At 72.5% G+C, this 14568-nt stretch carries 17 protein-coding genes and 1 riboswitch; of the genes, 3 read left to right on the top strand and 14 right to left on the bottom strand.

The genetic code is table 11. The annotated features are described in order from the left end of the window. Positions 1-13: 13 nt before the first annotated feature. From A5643_RS10010 to A5643_RS09970, 9 genes are all read right to left on the bottom strand, one after another. Positions 14-529 (bottom strand): hypothetical protein, encoded by a 516-nt coding sequence (locus tag A5643_RS10010; protein ID WP_156628731.1) that lies wholly within the window; start codon positions 527-529, stop codon positions 14-16. A gap of 74 nt (positions 530-603) precedes the next feature. Next, a complete protein-coding gene (locus A5643_RS10005) occupies positions 604-1497 on the bottom strand; it encodes an alpha/beta fold hydrolase (RefSeq protein ID WP_231995517.1) in 894 nt (297 codons plus the stop codon). Continuing rightward, the gene (locus A5643_RS10000; RefSeq protein ID WP_066854453.1) at positions 1494-2396 is read right to left on the bottom strand and encodes a tyrosine recombinase XerC; all 903 of its coding nucleotides are present in this window, start codon (positions 2394-2396) and stop codon (positions 1494-1496) included. Before A5643_RS10000 ends, A5643_RS10005 begins: the two co-directional genes overlap by 4 nt. A gap of 32 nt (positions 2397-2428) precedes the next feature. Beyond that, positions 2429-3589 (bottom strand): alpha-hydroxy-acid oxidizing protein, encoded by a 1161-nt coding sequence (locus A5643_RS09995; protein WP_066854451.1) that lies wholly within the window; start codon positions 3587-3589, stop codon positions 2429-2431. A 24-nt stretch (positions 3590-3613) separates the two neighbouring features. Then, positions 3614-4462: a siderophore-interacting protein gene (locus A5643_RS09990; protein ID WP_066854448.1), complete on the bottom strand. Its 849-nt coding sequence runs from the start codon at positions 4460-4462 to the stop codon at positions 3614-3616. A gap of 28 nt (positions 4463-4490) precedes the next feature. Further along, the gene (gene dprA, locus A5643_RS09985; protein WP_066854446.1) at positions 4491-5624 is read right to left on the bottom strand and encodes a DNA-processing protein DprA; all 1134 of its coding nucleotides are present in this window, start codon (positions 5622-5624) and stop codon (positions 4491-4493) included. Beyond that, on the bottom strand, positions 5621-7129 hold the full coding sequence (locus A5643_RS09980; RefSeq protein WP_066854444.1) for a YifB family Mg chelatase-like AAA ATPase: 1509 nt from the start codon (positions 7127-7129) through the stop codon (positions 5621-5623). Before A5643_RS09980 ends, dprA begins: the two co-directional genes overlap by 4 nt. Continuing rightward, complete coding sequence (locus tag A5643_RS09975) at positions 7129-7497, bottom strand: YraN family protein (protein ID WP_066854442.1); 369 nt, start codon at positions 7495-7497, stop codon at positions 7129-7131. The genes A5643_RS09980 and A5643_RS09975 overlap by 1 nt, the downstream gene beginning before the upstream one ends. Before the next feature lie 89 nt (positions 7498-7586). Next, on the bottom strand, positions 7587-8651 hold the full coding sequence (locus A5643_RS09970) for a DUF190 domain-containing protein (RefSeq protein WP_066854440.1): 1065 nt from the start codon (positions 8649-8651) through the stop codon (positions 7587-7589). A gap of 79 nt (positions 8652-8730) precedes the next feature. Continuing rightward, positions 8731-8790, top strand: a riboswitch (Fluoride riboswitch). A 153-nt stretch (positions 8791-8943) separates the two neighbouring features. Here A5643_RS09970 and A5643_RS09965 point away from each other — a divergent pair. Genes A5643_RS09965 through A5643_RS09955 form a run of 3 tightly spaced genes read left to right on the top strand, consistent with a single transcriptional unit; the run spans position 8944 to position 11417 of the window. Beyond that, on the top strand, positions 8944-9243 hold the full coding sequence (locus tag A5643_RS09965; RefSeq protein ID WP_066854438.1) for a PE family protein: 300 nt from the start codon (positions 8944-8946) through the stop codon (positions 9241-9243). Positions 9244-9254: 11 nt separating this feature from the next. Next, the gene (locus A5643_RS09960; protein WP_082948869.1) at positions 9255-10343 is read left to right on the top strand and encodes a PPE family protein; all 1089 of its coding nucleotides are present in this window, start codon (positions 9255-9257) and stop codon (positions 10341-10343) included. A gap of 15 nt (positions 10344-10358) precedes the next feature. After that, complete coding sequence (locus A5643_RS09955; RefSeq protein ID WP_066854434.1) at positions 10359-11417, top strand: PPE family protein; 1059 nt, start codon at positions 10359-10361, stop codon at positions 11415-11417. A 14-nt stretch (positions 11418-11431) separates the two neighbouring features. On the opposite strand, the gene arsM is transcribed toward A5643_RS09955, so the two are convergent. Genes arsM through rplS form a run of 5 tightly spaced genes read right to left on the bottom strand, consistent with a single transcriptional unit; the run spans position 11432 to position 14473 of the window. Continuing rightward, positions 11432-12199: an arsenite methyltransferase gene (gene arsM, locus A5643_RS09950; protein WP_066854432.1), complete on the bottom strand. Its 768-nt coding sequence runs from the start codon at positions 12197-12199 to the stop codon at positions 11432-11434. Between the two features lie 37 nt (positions 12200-12236). Then, a complete protein-coding gene (locus tag A5643_RS09945; RefSeq protein ID WP_066854430.1) occupies positions 12237-12542 on the bottom strand; it encodes a DUF2469 domain-containing protein in 306 nt (101 codons plus the stop codon). Next, the gene (locus tag A5643_RS09940) at positions 12539-13258 is read right to left on the bottom strand and encodes a ribonuclease HII (protein ID WP_082948868.1); all 720 of its coding nucleotides are present in this window, start codon (positions 13256-13258) and stop codon (positions 12539-12541) included. Before A5643_RS09940 ends, A5643_RS09945 begins: the two co-directional genes overlap by 4 nt. 2 nt (positions 13259-13260) lie before the next feature. Further along, positions 13261-14076, bottom strand: a complete 816-nt coding sequence (gene lepB / locus A5643_RS09935; RefSeq protein ID WP_066854429.1) for a signal peptidase I — start codon at positions 14074-14076, stop codon at positions 13261-13263. A 55-nt stretch (positions 14077-14131) separates the two neighbouring features. Further along, positions 14132-14473, bottom strand: coding sequence for a 50S ribosomal protein L19 (rplS, locus tag A5643_RS09930; protein ID WP_066854427.1), 342 nt, complete (start codon positions 14471-14473; stop codon positions 14132-14134). Positions 14474-14568 lie beyond the last annotated feature (95 nt).

The raw sequence follows: 14568 nt of genomic DNA, 5'->3' as shown, positions 1-14568 counted from the left end.
CTCGCGGCGGGGTTCAGAACACCTCGGTGTGGCCGTCGCGGATGACGAAGCGGTGCTGTTCGGTGCCATTGCCCATCACGCAGGCCAACTGGGTGGTCGCGTCGCGTGCGCAATGCGCCTGGTCGAAGTCGTAGTCCACCGCCGCCGGCAGCATCCGCAGCGGGTGCCCCTCGAATTCCGCCGGGCCCACGGGATCCGATCTGAACGTCACTTCCGAGAGCGCATTGCCCATCCGGCCGAGGTGCACCGAGGTGGCGCCGTCCGGGGCGCTGGGAAGCGGACCGTAGCAATCCACATAGGAGATGCCCCGGTGCGAGGAGGAGGTGCAGAACACCCCCTCGGAGGTGGTAAAGCCGCGCACCGAATAGGCCAGGGTGTCGCGGACGACGTAGTCCTTGGCGTCGGCCTTGGGAAAAGCGTCGAAATCCGGCAACACCGGGTCGGCGGCCGCCGATGGCGCAGTGAGCATCGCGGCCGCCACGCCGAGCGCGACAACGATGGGTGTTTGGCGGGAGCCCAGGTCAGCCATGCTCTGAGTATCCGCCCGCACGAACACGGCTTCACACGGTTTTTCGTCACCGCCAAGCCGCTCGCCCCGGCCGGTTATCCGAGCCGGCGCAGGAACGCGAGCATGGCGGCGATCACCACGTCGGGGGCGTCGCGCTGCACCCAATGGCCGGCGTCGTCGATCACGGTCAGCGTCGACTCCGGGATGAGTTCGGCCGCCAGACGGGCCCGGGTGACCGGGACGCCGGTGTCCTTGCCGCCGTGGATGATCAGCGCGGGGCGGGGAAACGACGCCAGCTGCGGGGTGTAGTCGGTGCGCAGCCGATTCCACTGGACCTCGTCGCGCTGCCATTGCTCGAAGGCCGCGAAGCCGTCCGGCCGGCGTGCCGCGGCGACGATCGTGTCGACCAGTTCGGGGGTACGTCGGGCCGGATCGCGGATCAGGGACTTGATGCTCCAGCTCAGTGCCGCGTTGTTGCCGGCCATCCACCGGGTCATCGCGTCCAGCGCTCCGCTGCGCTGCAGCACCCAGGTCAGCAGTTGTCGGCCGCCGGCCACGGCGCCGTCGGAGAGGCGCGGCATCAGCCCGTAGCTGTCCAGCAGGATCGCGCCCGCCACGCGGCCGGGCCGGGCCAAGACATGGCCGAGCGTCAGTCCCCCGCCCAACGACAGCCCGCCGATCACATAGCGGCGCAGGTCCAGAGCGTCGACGAACTGCCCGACGTAGTCGACCAGCCGCTGCTGGGTCACCGGCCAGTCCGGCCGTGGGCTTTCGCCGTGACCGGGATGGTCCGGGGCAAGCACGCGGTAGCCGGCGCCCGCCAGCGCCTCGCCCACCTCCGCCCAGGACAGCGCGGCGCTGTCGACCCCGCCGCCGTGCAGCAGCACCACCGCGGTCGGCTCCGCTGCGCCCGCGCAGAAGTCCAGGTAGGAGATCCGGCACCCGGGCAGGTCGACGGTGTGGCGATGCACCGGCGGCGTTTCGGTCATGCGCGCGGGTGGGCCTGGTCGTGCACTTTGCGCAGCCGCGCCACGCTGACATGGGTGTAGAGCTGGGTGGTGGCCAAGCTGGAGTGGCCGAGCAATTCCTGCACGATGCGCAGGTCCGCGCCGCCTTCGAGCAGGTGGGTGGCCGCGCTGTGCCGCAGTCCGTGCGGCCCGATATCGGGGGCGCCGTCGACGGCGGTCATGGTCTGGTGCACGACGGTGCGGGCCTGGCGCGGGTCGAGCCGACGGCCCCGCGCCCCCAGCAACAGCGCCGGCCCCGACTCGGTGCCCGCCAGGGCCCCCCTGCCCTCGGTGAGCCAGGCGCGCAGCGCTTCCGCGGCCGGCTCGCCGAACGGGGCGCTGCGCTGCTTGCCGCCCTTGCCCAACACCCGCAGCACCCGCCGGTCGATGTCGATGTCATCGACGTCGAGCCCGCACAGTTCGCTGACCCGGATTCCGGTGGCATACAGCAGCTCGACGATCAGCCGGTCCCGCAGGGCAAGCGGATCACCTTGCTGGGCGCCGGATTTCGCAGCCGCCATGGCGTCGAGCGCCTGGTCTTGGCGCAGCACCGCGGGCAGGGTGCGGCGCGCCCGCGGCGCTTGCAGTCGCGCGGCCGGGTCGGCGGCGAGCAGTCCGCGCTGAGCCGCCCACGCGGTGAACGTCTTGACCGCCGACGCCCGACGAGCCAGCGTGGTGCGGGCCGCCCCGGCGTTGGCCTGCCGGGCCAGCCAGGCCCGCAGCACCGGCAGGGTCAGGCCGTCGAGGCCGGCGGCGGCGTCGTGGTCGCGCAGATAGCCCAGCAGGGCGCGCACATCCCCCAGGTAGGCGCGGCGGGTGTGCGCCGAGCGCCCGCGCTGCAACGCGAGGTACTCGTCGAACTCCTCGAGGATGGGCTGCACGGCTCCACGGTTACAGACCCGCCGCCCGGCAATCACCCGACGCGCCGGAGCACGTCGGGAGTGAGATCGCTTAGTGACCGATAGCCGTCGACGGCCATGATCAGGTCGGCCTCGGCGAGCAGGGAGCGCAGCACGTGCGCCGCCCCGTCGGCGCCGCCCAACGCCAGCCCGTAGGCGTACGGGCGGCCGATGCCGACCGCGGTGGCGCCCAACGCGAGCGCCTTGACGATGTCGGCGCCGGTGCGGATCCCGGAGTCGAACAGCACCGGCAGCCCGTCGGCGGCGGCCACCACGTCGGGCAGGCAGTCGATCGCCGGCAGCCCGCCGTTGGCCTGCCTGCCGCCGTGGTTGGAGCAGTAGATGCCGTCTACCCCGCCGTCTTTGGCGCGCCGGACGTCGTCGGGGTGGCAGATGCCCTTGACGATCAACGGCAGGTCGGTCAGCGATCGCAGCCACGGCAGGTCATCCCAGGTCAGCGGATTGCCGAAGGTCTGCACCCAGGCCAGCACCGTGGCCTGGGGGTTTTCCTCCGGCGGGGCGGGCAGGGCGGCCCGAAACACCGGGTCGCTGGTGTAGTTGGCCAGGCAATGCCCGCGCAGCTGCGGGAAGTTGGCGGTGGACAGGTCCCGGGGACGCCAGCCGGGCACCCAGGTGTCGAGGGTGACGATGATGGCGCGGTAGCCGGCCGCCTCGGCGCGGGACACCAGGCTGGCGGCCAGGTCGCGGTCCTTGGGTGTGTAGAGCTGGAAGAAGCCGGGGGTGTCGCCGAACTCGGCGGCGACGTCCTCCAGCGGGTCGGCGGTCAGGGTCGAGACCGCCAGCGGCACCCCGGTGGCCGCGGCGGCGCGGGCGGCCGCCAGGTCGCCGTGGCCGTCCTGGGTGCAGATGCCGGCCACCCCGATCGGGGCCATGAACATCGGCGACGGCAGCGTCATCGAGAACAGCCGCACCGACAGGTCGCGTTCGGTGGCGCCGACGAACATCCGCGGCAGCAACCCCCAGCGCTCGAACGCGGTGACGTTGGCCCGCTGGGTGCGCTCGTCTCCGGCGCCGCCGGCGACGTAGGACCACACCGACGGCGACATCGCGGCCTGGGCGCGCGCCGCCAACTCGGTGTGGGTCATCGGCAGTGTCGGGGTGACCCCGGCCAGGGCCTGCAGGTAGATCTCGAACTGGTAGTCGCCGAATGCCATGGTCGTCAGCTTGCCAGGCCGGGGTCAGGCCTGGGTGGCCTCGGCGGCGGCGAGTTCCTTCTTCCACACCCGGAAGGTCTCCTCGGTGCGGCCGCGACGCCAGTAGCCGGAGATCGACGCCCAGGCCGGGGCCACGCCGCGCTCCTTGCGGATGTAGGGCCGCAGGTTGTGCATGACGGCTTGGGCTTCGCCGTGGATGAACACGTGCACCTGCCCGGGCAGCCAGGGCGCGGACCGCACCGCCGCGATCAGCGGTGCGTGGTCGCCGGCGCGGTCGTCGTCGACCAGGTCGGCGCGGCCGCCGCGGTGGATCCACTGCAGGTTCATCCCGGCGGGCACCGGCAGGTCGATCTCGTCGTCGGGGCCGGCGACCTCGATAAACACCTGACCGACCGCGTCGGCCGGCAGCGCCTCCAGCGCCACGGAGATGGCGGGCAGGGCGCTTTCGTCGCCGGCCAGCAGATGCCAGTCGGCGGCCTGGTTGGGTGAATAGGCGCCGCTGGGGCCCATCAGATAGACCGGCTGGCCGGGCCGGGCGGCGGCCGCCCAACGCCCGGCGCTGCCCTGCTCGCCGTGCACCACCACGTCGATGCTGATCCGGCGGGTGGCCGGATCGGCGTGGCGCACGGTGAGGGTGCGCACCACCGGCTGCTGGTGGGCGGGCAGGTCGTTGAAGCTGTCGCGGGTCAGCGGCTGCGGCAGCGCGGTGACGTCGACGTCGTCGCCGACGAAGATCACCTTGACGTAGGAGTCGGTGTAGTCGTTGGGGCGGAAGGTGTCGAAACCGTTGCCGCCCAGCACGACCCGCACCATGTGCTCGGTCAGGCGCTCGGTGGCGACCACCTCGAACGTGTGCACCGGTCGACCCGACACCGGCCCTCCTTCACTGTCGTGGACTGCCTCACCGACTATACGGACGCACAATGCCCCAGCGGTCGTCGTGACGTTCTGCCAGCCCGCAGACCTCCAGCATCGCCAGCGGGCCCAGCACCTGTTCGGCGGGCAGGCCGGCCCCGACCGCGATCTGGTCGACGGTGTGCGCTCCGCGGCCGGGCAGCGCCTCATACACCCGACGCTCGGTGTCGCCCAGTCCGTCCAGCGGGGTCTGCGGGTGCTGCGGTTCGCTCGCCAACTCCCCCATCCGCCCGGCCAGCTCGACGAGCTCCTCGGCCCGGGTGACCAGCTCCGCCCCGTCGCGCAGCAGGACGTGGCAGCCCGCCGAGGCCGCGGAGGTGACCGGCCCGGGGACCGCGGCGACGACCCGGCCCAGGGCGCGCGCCCAGGCGGCGGTGTTGGCGGCGCCGCTGCGCAGCCCGGCCTCCACCACCACGGTGGCGCCGGCGCAGGCCGCCACCAGCCGGTTGCGGGTCAAAAACCGGTGGCGGTACGGGCGGGTGCCCGGCGGGTACTCGGTCACCAGCAAGCCGGTGCGGGCGATGCGGTGCAACAGGGCGGTGTGCCCGGCCGGGTAGGTGACGTCGAGGCCGCACGCCAGCACCGCCACCGTGGTGCCATCGGCGGCCAGCGTGGCGCGGTGGGCGGCGCCGTCGATGCCGTACGCCGCGCCGGAGACCACGGTGACGTCGCGTTCGGCGAGGCCGACGGCCAGATCTGCGGCCACGTGTTCGCCGTAGCCGGTGGCGGCGCGGGTGCCGACGATCGCGGCGCAGCGCCCACTGGCCGCATCGAGGCGGGCCGGTCCCTGCAGCCACAGCGCCAGCGGAGCCCGGCAGTCCGGTCTGCCGGTCGCGCCGTCGAACGCGGTGAACGCCAGGGCGGGCCATTCGTCGTCGTCGGGGGTGATCAGCCGGCCGCCGCGGCGGGCCAGCAGTTCCAGGTCGGCGGCCGCGCAGTCGAGCTCCCGGCGGGCGGCGGTGTGGTGGGCCAGCTCGTCGCCGACGGCGCCGCGGCGGATACGGTCGGCGGCCTCGACGGGTCCGACCTCGGCGAGCAGGTCAGCCAGCTGCTCGTTGGGGGGTTCGGCGACGCGGGACAGGTAGGCCCAGGCACGCAGCGCCGCGGTGTCGGCGGTCATCGGGTGGCTCCGCCCTGCCGGAACCCCAGCGCGGTGGCGACCTCGTTGCGTCCGGGTGTGGTGCGCCCGGCCAGGTCGGCGAGTGTCCAGGCGACGCGCAGGGTGCGGTCGACCCCGCGGATGGAGAGCAGCCCGCGGTCGGCCGCGATGCGCAGCGGCGCCATCACCTCGGTTGAGAGCCGGTATTCGCGCCGCAGCAACACCCCGCTGACCTCGGCGTTGGTGGTCACGCCGTGGGGTTTCCAGCGCTCGGCGGCTACGGCGCGGGCGGTGGCCACCCGGGCGCGCACCGCGGCGCTGGACTCCCCCGCCGCGGCGTGAAACGACCCGGCGCGCACCGGGTGCAGCGCGACCCGCAGGTCGACGCGGTCCAGCAGCGGGCCGGACAGCCGGCCCAGGTAGCGACGTTTCTCCACCGGCCGGCAGGAGCAGTCTCGGGGGTCGGCCGGTGCGCACGGGCACGGGTTGGCCGCCAGCACCAGCTGGAAGCGGGCCGGGTAGCGCACCACCCCGTTGCGGCGGGCCAGGCGGATCTCGCCGTCCTCGAGTGGGGTGCGCAGCGCTTCGAGCGAATGAACGCCGATCTCGGCGCACTCGTCGAGGAACAGCACGCCGCGGTGGGCGCGGCTGACCGCGCCGGGGCGGGCCAGGCCGGAGCCGCCGCCGATCAGGGCGGCGACGCTGGAGCTGTGGTGCGGGGCGACGAACGGCGGGCGGGTGATCAACGGAGTGGTCTCCGATAGCAGGCCCGCCACCGAATGGATGGCGGTGACCTCCAGCGCCTCGGCTTCACCCAGTGGCGGCAACAACCCGGGAAGCCGTTGCGCGAGCATGGTTTTGCCGACACCGGGCGGGCCGGTCAGCATGAGATGGTGGGCGCCGGCCGCGGCGACCTCCACGGCGAACCGGGCCTGGGACTGCCCGACGACGTCGGCGAGTTCCGCGCCGGTCTCCTCGGCCGCGGTCGCGGCATCGATCCGCCCGGCCAGCGGCGCCTTGCCGGCCAGCCAGGCCTGCAGGTGGCGCAACGAGGCCACGCCGCCGACCTCGATCCCGGCGACCAGGCTGGCCTCCGCGAGGTTCCCGGCCGGCACCACCACCGTCGGCCAGCCCTCGGCTTTGGCGGCCAGCACGGCGGGCAGCACGCCGCGCACCGGGCGCACCCGCCCGTCGAGGGCCAGTTCCCCGAGCAGCACGCTCTTCTCCTGCCGCGGCGGGGTGGCGTCCTGTGCGGCCAGCACCGCCGCCGCCAGCGCCAAGTCGTACATCGAGCCCATCTTCGGCAGCGTCGCCGGGGACAGCGCGAGGGTCAGCCGGGACTGCGGCCAACTGTTGCCGCAGTTGGTGATCGCGGCGCGGACCCGATCGCGGGATTCCTGCAGCGCGGTGTCGGGCAGGCCGACCAGGTGCACGCCGGGCAGCCCCGAGGTGATGTCGGCCTCGATCTCGACCACCGCGCCGGTGAGCCCGCGCACCGCGATCGAGTAGGCCCGCCCCAGCGCCATCAGCCGACCCCGCGCAGATGGAAGAGCTGCGGCGCCCGGGTCCGGCCCACCCGTACCCCGATCACGTCGATGCGCACCCGGGCGATGAAGCGGTCCTGTTCGGCCAGCCAGAGGCCGGCCAGCCGCCGCAGCCGGTGCACTTTCGCCGGCGGCACCGCGTAGGCCAGCCCGCCGAACCGGTCCCCGGTTCGGGTCTTGACCTCGACGAACACCACCGCGTCGGCGTCCGGGTCGTCGGCGATCACGTCGAGCTCGCCGCGGCGGCACCGCCAGTTGCGTTGCCGGATCCGCCAGCCCAGGCCGCCGAGGTAGTCCACCGCCCACTGTTCACCGAAGGCACCGAGCTCGGCTCGTGTCAAGGTCGTCATGGGTGCAGCGTGCGCGGCCACCCCGACACCGCCGAGCGTCCGGATTTACCGCGACGGGCGTCGGGGTGGGGTTATCCCCAGTGCGGCGGTTATCCCCAGGGGTCTGTCCCACCGGGCAGCAGCACCGGCACCGTCTCGCTGGTGACCAGACCCTGCTCGGCGGTGACCTCGTCGACCACGGCGAATGCCGCCGCGATGCGGGCCGGGGTGTCGACGATGACGGTGGTCACCGGCACCCGCCGCGCGATCGCCCACCACCGGTCGCCGTGCGGACGGTGATCGCCGTGGAAGCCCCAGATGCCGCGCAACACCGTGGCGCCGCGCGCGCACCGCTGCCGGTAGAGCCGGCTCAGCAGGGCGCGGTGGATGGGCTCCCCGCCGAAACAGCCCGCTGCGGAGGTGTAGACCGTCAGCTTCTGCCACAGCGGACGGCCGCGCTCGTCGGTGTCGGGCAACGGGTGCGGATGATCGAACAGCTCGCCGTCCCGTTTGCAGATGCGGACCCGCTCCACGGTGATCACCGGTTCGGGTGCCAGCGCGGCGATTTCGGGCAGTACGGCGGCGATCTGCGGGCCGGGGCCGACGGCGACGATCATGATCGGCACGTCGGAGTTGTTGCCGAGGAAGTGCGCCCGCGCCCGCCGGCCGCCGCGGGTGCCGTCCACCCCGAGGAACACCGAAGCGCCGGCGAGCCCACGCCGATGCATCAATTCGCAGACCGCGATGTGGGCGGGCGCGGCATCGACACGCTGCTTGCGGCCCAGGTAGACGGTGAGTTTGGTGGGTTCGGCGAGTTCGGCGGGCAGCGTGGCCACGGCATCGGCGGCAGTGAGCAGCCGGGCGCGTTCCAGGGTGAGCTGGGCGCGCACCGGCATGGCCTGCAGCGGGCCGAGCAGCTCTTCGATTGCCGCCCGGGTGTCCACCGCGGTGACCGCGACCGGCGGGTCCTCCGACAGGCTCAACGACCGGTCACTGCGTAGGATCCGTTGCGGCCCAAAGCCACCCACTCCGCGTAGGACGATGCTGGTGGCGACGCGACGGCGTCCGAACAGGTCCAGCAACTCGTCGGCGAGGAAGCGACCGCCGCCGCCGCGGAGCCGCTCGTTGAGGTAGGCGGTGAGCTTGAGGCTCTCGCCTGGCGCGGCGCGGTCCATCTGGCCCTCCTTCGCGCGTGCCCTGACTCGCTGCCCGCTGAAAAACGATACTTGTGCGAGGCGGCGAGCGGAGTAGCATCGCGGGTAAGGCGATGAGGCTCGCCTGAACCGCCGTTTGGCTGATGGCCTCTACCACGGAACGATCCTGGGTAGAGGCAGGTGCATCGTGACAGCAGCCAGCGGCATCATCCTTTCGCCCCACCCCTCCCCTTTTTCTGCCGCGCGCTCACCGCACGCGCGGCGAATGCCTTGCTGGCCAAACCACTTCCATCGCCCGTGAAGGGAGCATGTCATGTCCTTCGTCACCACCCGGCCGGAACTGCTGACCGCGGCCGCCGGCGACCTACAAGCCATCGGCGCGGCGCTGACCGCCGGCAATCAGGCCGCTGCCGCTCCGACCAGCGAGGTGATTCCCGCAGCGGCGGACGAGGTGTCGGCGTTGACCGCAATGCAGTTCTGCGCGCAGGCGCAGTGGTATCAGGCGGTGAGCGCCCAGGCCGCCGCGCTCCATGAGATGTTCGTCGCCACGCTGAGCGCCAGTGCCGGCTCGTACGCCGCCACCGAGGCGGCCAACGCGGTCGCCACCGCCTAGTCGGACGCGACATGTTTGACTTCGCGGTCCTGCCTCCGGAGGTCAACTCAACCCGGATCTACACCGGTCCCGGGCCGGGGCCGATGCTGGCAGCGGCGGTGGCGTGGAGCGCTGTGGCGGTCGAATTGGAAAGCGCGGCACTAGGTTACAGCCGGGCGATTGTCGACTTGACCGCGACATGGCAGGGCCCGGCAGCGCTATGCATGGTGGGGGCGACCGCACCGGTGACCGCCTGGCTGCACACCAGTGCCGCTGCTGCCGAGCAGACCGCCGCGCAGGCAACCGCTGCCGCGGGCGCCTTCGAGCTGGCGTTCGCCACGGTGGTGCCGCCGCCGGTGATCGCGGCCAACCGGGCTCTGCTGATGACCCTGGTCGCCACCAATTTCTTCGGCCAGAACACTCCGGCGATCGCTGCGACCGAGTCCCACTATCTGCAGATGTGGATCCAGGACGCCGTGGCGATGTACACCTACGCCGGTTCGTCGGCGGCGGCCAGCCGGCTGAATGCCTTCGCCACCCCGCCGCAGCACACCAACCCGGCCGCGCTGGGCGCACAGGCCGCCGCGGTCGCCCACGCCGCGGCGGCCGTGTCCGGCGCGCAGCCCACCACACTGCCGCAGCTGATGGCGACCACACCGTCGGTGCTCCAGCAGTTGGCGGCGCCCCCGATGGTGACGTCGCCGACCCTGCTGGACTACCTCGAGCACGTGCCGAACCTGATCAACACCATGCTCTCCACCAATAACGCGGTGGCCAGCGTGCGCAGCATCGACATCACCAATCAGCGGCTGGCGTTCCAAGCGACCCGGGACCCCGCGCCGCCGCTGCTGGTGGCGGCGCCGGCGGTGACCGCGGAGTCGGGCGCCGCGCCGTCGGTCGGGGGCCTGTCGGTACCGGCGAGTTGGGGCTGCCAGCCCCCCGCGGTCCGCCCGATGGCGCTGGCCCTGCCCACCTCCGGCGCGCCGCCACCGCCGGCGGCCACGCCGATGCCCGGCGGTGCCTTCGCGCCGGCCGGCCTGGCCGCCCTGCAGCGGCCGCAGGAGAAGCGACGACCTCCCACCACCGAGCCGGTACTGGTGCGGCCCGCGGCCGCCCGCTGACGGAATGGAACGCGCATGGACTTCGACCTGCTGCCGCCCGAGATCAACTCCGCGCGCATGTACTGCGGGCCGGGCTCGGCTCCGCTGCTCGCGGCAGCCGCCGCCTGGGCCGGGCTGGCCGGCGAACTGCACTCCTCGGCGGCCGACTTCAGCGCGGTGGTCGCGATCTTGACCACCGACGTGTGGCGGGGCCCGTCGTCGATGGCGATGAGCACCGCGGCCACCGGCTACATCGGGTGGCTGCACCAGACCGCCGAACACGCCGAAACGACCGCCGCGCAGGCCCAGTCCGCTGCGGCGGCCTACCAGACCGCGTTCACGATGACCGTGCCCCCGCCGCTGATCGCGGCCAACCGCGCTTTGCTGCTGGCGTTGGTCGCGGCCAACCTGGTCGGACAGAACAGTCCGGCGATCGCGGCCACCGAGGCACACTACGAACAGATGTGGGCTCAAGACGTCACCGCGATGAACGGTTACGCACTGTCCTCCTCGGGCACCGCGCGGCTCACCCCGTTCGCTACCCCGCCGGCGCCCCCCGGCGGGGTAGCGACTCCCCTCCCGGCGCCGGCCCCACCGCCCACCCCCAGCATGCCGGGCCTGGCGAGCTATCTGCTGCAGATTCCGTCGCTGACCAGCGCAGCCGCCTCCACGTCGAGTTCCACCTTCTCCGGGTTGTCGATCGCCACGACGAATCATGCGCTGGCCGTGAACGCCCGCCGGGACGAGGCGCAGGGCATCGGGCCGTTCGAGGTGGCCGCTCCGTGGCCGGTGACTCCCTCGCCGGCGCCGGCGCCGGGGGCAGCGGCCACGCGCCCGCCGGTGTTGGCCGCGGTGGGCGAGGCCAGCCGGGCCGGGCGGCTGTCGGTGCCGCCGTCGTGGACCACCACGGTGCGCCCGACGGTGACCGCACCCGCCGCGATCGCCACGGTCGCCGCGCCGGCCGGCCCGGCTGCGTTCGCCCCCGCGATGTTCGGTGAGGCACTGCTGGGCAGCCTGGCCGGGCAGGGGCTCGGCTCCGCCGCCCCGAAACGGCAGCGCCCCGGCGCGAATCCGCGCTCTCAAGCGCGGGGTTGACCGAGGCCGCGCCCTCAGCGCGGTTTGACCGCCCGGATGACGGCACCGTGCATGCCGTCGGCGATCCGGTGGGTGAATTCGACTGTGGCGTCGGCGAACCCGGCGGCGGCGAGCCCGTGGAGGTATTCGCTGCGCGACAGCGCACCGGCGATGCAGCCGACGTGCGAGCCCCGCTCGGCGCGTTCGGCGGCGGACAGCCGGTCTTCGGCGACGACGTCGGAGATGCCGATCCGTCCGCCCGGCGTCAGCACCCGGAACATCTCGGTGAAGACGGTGGGCTTGTCGGTCGACAGGTTGATCACACAGTTGGAGATCACCACGTCCACCGCACCGTCGGGCAGCGGCAGGTCCTCGATGGAGCCCTTGCGGAACTCGACATTGTCGATCCCGGCCTCGGCCTTGTTCGCCTCGGCCAGCGCGAGCATCTCGTCGGTCATGTCGACGCCGTAGGCGAACCCGGTCGCCCCGACCCGCCGCGCGGAGAGCAGGACGTCGATCCCGCCGCCGGAGCCCAGGTCCAGCACCCGCTCGCCGGCGCGCAGCTCGGCGACCGCGGTCGGGTTGCCGCAGCCCAGGCTGGCGGCGACCGCCTGCCCCGGGAGCCCGATGCGGTCGGCGTCGTCGTAGAGCCCGGAGCCGAAGATCACCTCGGACTGGCCCGCCGGCCCGCAGCAGTTGGCGGCCGAGAGCACCTCGCCGTCGGTGGCGCCGCCGGCCACCGCGGTCGCGGCAGCGGCGTAGCCCGCCCGCACCCGGTCGCGCAGCGCGTCGTCGTGGGCCATCGCTGAACCTTTCTGTCGGCGATTCGTTCTCGGCCGGCTAGTCCGGCAGCCGCAGCTCGGGCTTCTCGACCTCTTCGATGTTGACGTCCTTGAAGGTCACCACCCGCACCTGCTTGACGAAGCGGGCCGGCCGGTACATGTCCCACACCCAGGCGTCGGCGAGCCGCAGTTCGAAGTAGACCTCGCCGTCGGCGTTACGCGGCACCATCTCCACGCTGTTGGCCAGATAGAACCGCCGCTCGGTCTCCACGACGTAGCTGAACTGGCCCACGATGTCCTTGTATTCGCGGTACAGCGAGAGTTCCATCTCGGTTTCGTATTTTTCGAGATCCTCGGCACTCATCTGCTCAGCTGTCCTTCTCCTTCGGGCATGAAGCCATTGTTGCGCACCGGGTGGTGATAGCCGATCGCCGCGACCCGCCGCACGTTGATGAACGAGCGGCGGTGCTGCGGGCACGGCCCCAGTTCGGTCAACGCGGCGGTGTGCGCGCTGGTGCTGTAGCCCTTGTGGCCGGCGAACCCGTAGCCGGGGTGGTCGGCGTCCATCGCCACCATCAGCCGGTCCCGGCTGACCTTGGCCAGGATGCTGGCCGCCGCGATGCAGGCCGAGGCGGCGTCCCCGCCGATCACCGGCAGTGACGGCGCCGCCAGGCCCGGCACCGCGAACCCGTCGCTGAGCACGTAGCCGGGACGCACCGCCAGCCCGGCGACCGCGCGGCGCATCCCCTCGATGTTGGCGGCGTGCACCCCGGCGCGGTCGACGTCGGTGACGTCGATGACCACCACGTGGTAGGCCAGCGCGAACCGGCGGATCACGGTGAACAACTGCTCCCGGGTCGCCGGGGTGAGTTTCTTGGAGTCGTCGAGCCCGGCCAATGCCTCCGAGCGGCGGGCGCCGAGCACGCAGGCGGCCACCACCAGCGGGCCGGCGCAGGCACCGCGGCCGGCTTCGTCGACCCCGGCCACCGGGCCCAGCCCGCTGCGGTACAGCGCCGACTCCAGGGTGCGTAGTCCGCCGGAGCGGCGGATCACCGCCCGCGGGGGCCAGGTGGTCGCCATCCTCACGGCCCCTGCTGCGGATCGACCGAGGCGATACCACCCCAGCGCGACGGCGGCCAGGCGATGAACCGGGCCTTACCGATCACGTTGGCCACCGGCACCGTGCCCGGGGTCGGGTCGCCGGTGCAGTACACCCCGTCGCGCAGGTCCTCGGGATCGTTGGTGCAGTGCGCGCGCGAGTCCGAGGAGTGGGTGCGGTTGTCCCCCATCACCCACAGCCGGCCCTCGGGCACCGTCACCGGGCCGAAGGCGCTGCCCAGACAGGGATAGGTCGCCGGGTCGGCCATCAGCACCGCCGGGTCCAGGTAGGGCTCGTCCAGGCGCTCGCCGTCGACGGTCAGCCCGGTGTCCGGCCGGCACTGCACGGTCTGGCCGCCGACCGCGATGATCCGTTTGACCAGGTCGTTCTCATCGGGCGGGACGAAGCCGACCACGCTGAGGGTGTTCTGCAGCCAGCGCAGCGCGGTGTTGTCCGAGCGGATCGACTGGTAGCCGACGTTCCACGCCGGTGGGCCCTTGAAGACGACGACGTCGCCGGGCTGCGGGTCGGTGAACCGGTAGGTGACCTTGTCCACCATGATCCGGTCGCCCACACAGCCCGGGCAGCCGTGCAAGGTGGGCTCCATCGACTCCGACGGGATCAGGTAGGGCCGGGCCACGAACGTCAACATGACGTAGTAGATGGCGACCGCGATGACGACCAGCGTGGTGGTCTCGCGCAGCGTGCTGCGCTTCTTCTTGTCGCGGGGCTTGTCGGGCTGCTCGCCGTCGGAGGGTTCGGATGGACCCGCCTCGGGAGTCTGCTCGGCGTCGGTCACCGCTTCAGCGTAGCCAGCACGCCGGCGGGCGCCGGAGCGCCCCCTACCGCTGGAATCAGCGCTTCTCCTTGATCTTGGCGCGCTTACCGCGACGCTCGCGCAGGTAGTAGAGCTTGGCGCGCCGCACCGAGCCGCGCGTGACGACCTCGATGTGGTCGATGTTGGGCGAGTGCACCGGGAAGGTGCGCTCCACGCCGACGCCGTAGCTCTCCTTGCGCACGGTGAAGGTCTCCCGGACGCCGCCGCCCTGACGGCGGATCACCACGCCCTTGAACACCTGGATGCGCTCTTTGGTGCCCTCGATGACCTTCACATGCACGTTGACGGTGTCGCCGGCACCGAAGGTCGGGATGTCGTCGCGCAGCGACGCCTTGTCGACGAAGTCCAGCGTGTTCATGAGAGGGCACATCCTTGCAGGTCACGGCCGCGGGACAGGGCGGCCACGGGGCGTGGCGCCAGACACCGGACCGGTTGGGCGGGCATTTATGGCGT

It is taken from the genome of Mycobacterium sp. 1274756.6, assembly GCF_001668625.1.
Classification (GTDB): Bacteria; Actinomycetota; Actinomycetes; order Mycobacteriales; family Mycobacteriaceae; genus Mycobacterium.
The sequence above is the reverse complement of the archived record's forward strand: the minus strand, read 5'-3'. Positions and strand labels throughout refer to the sequence as shown.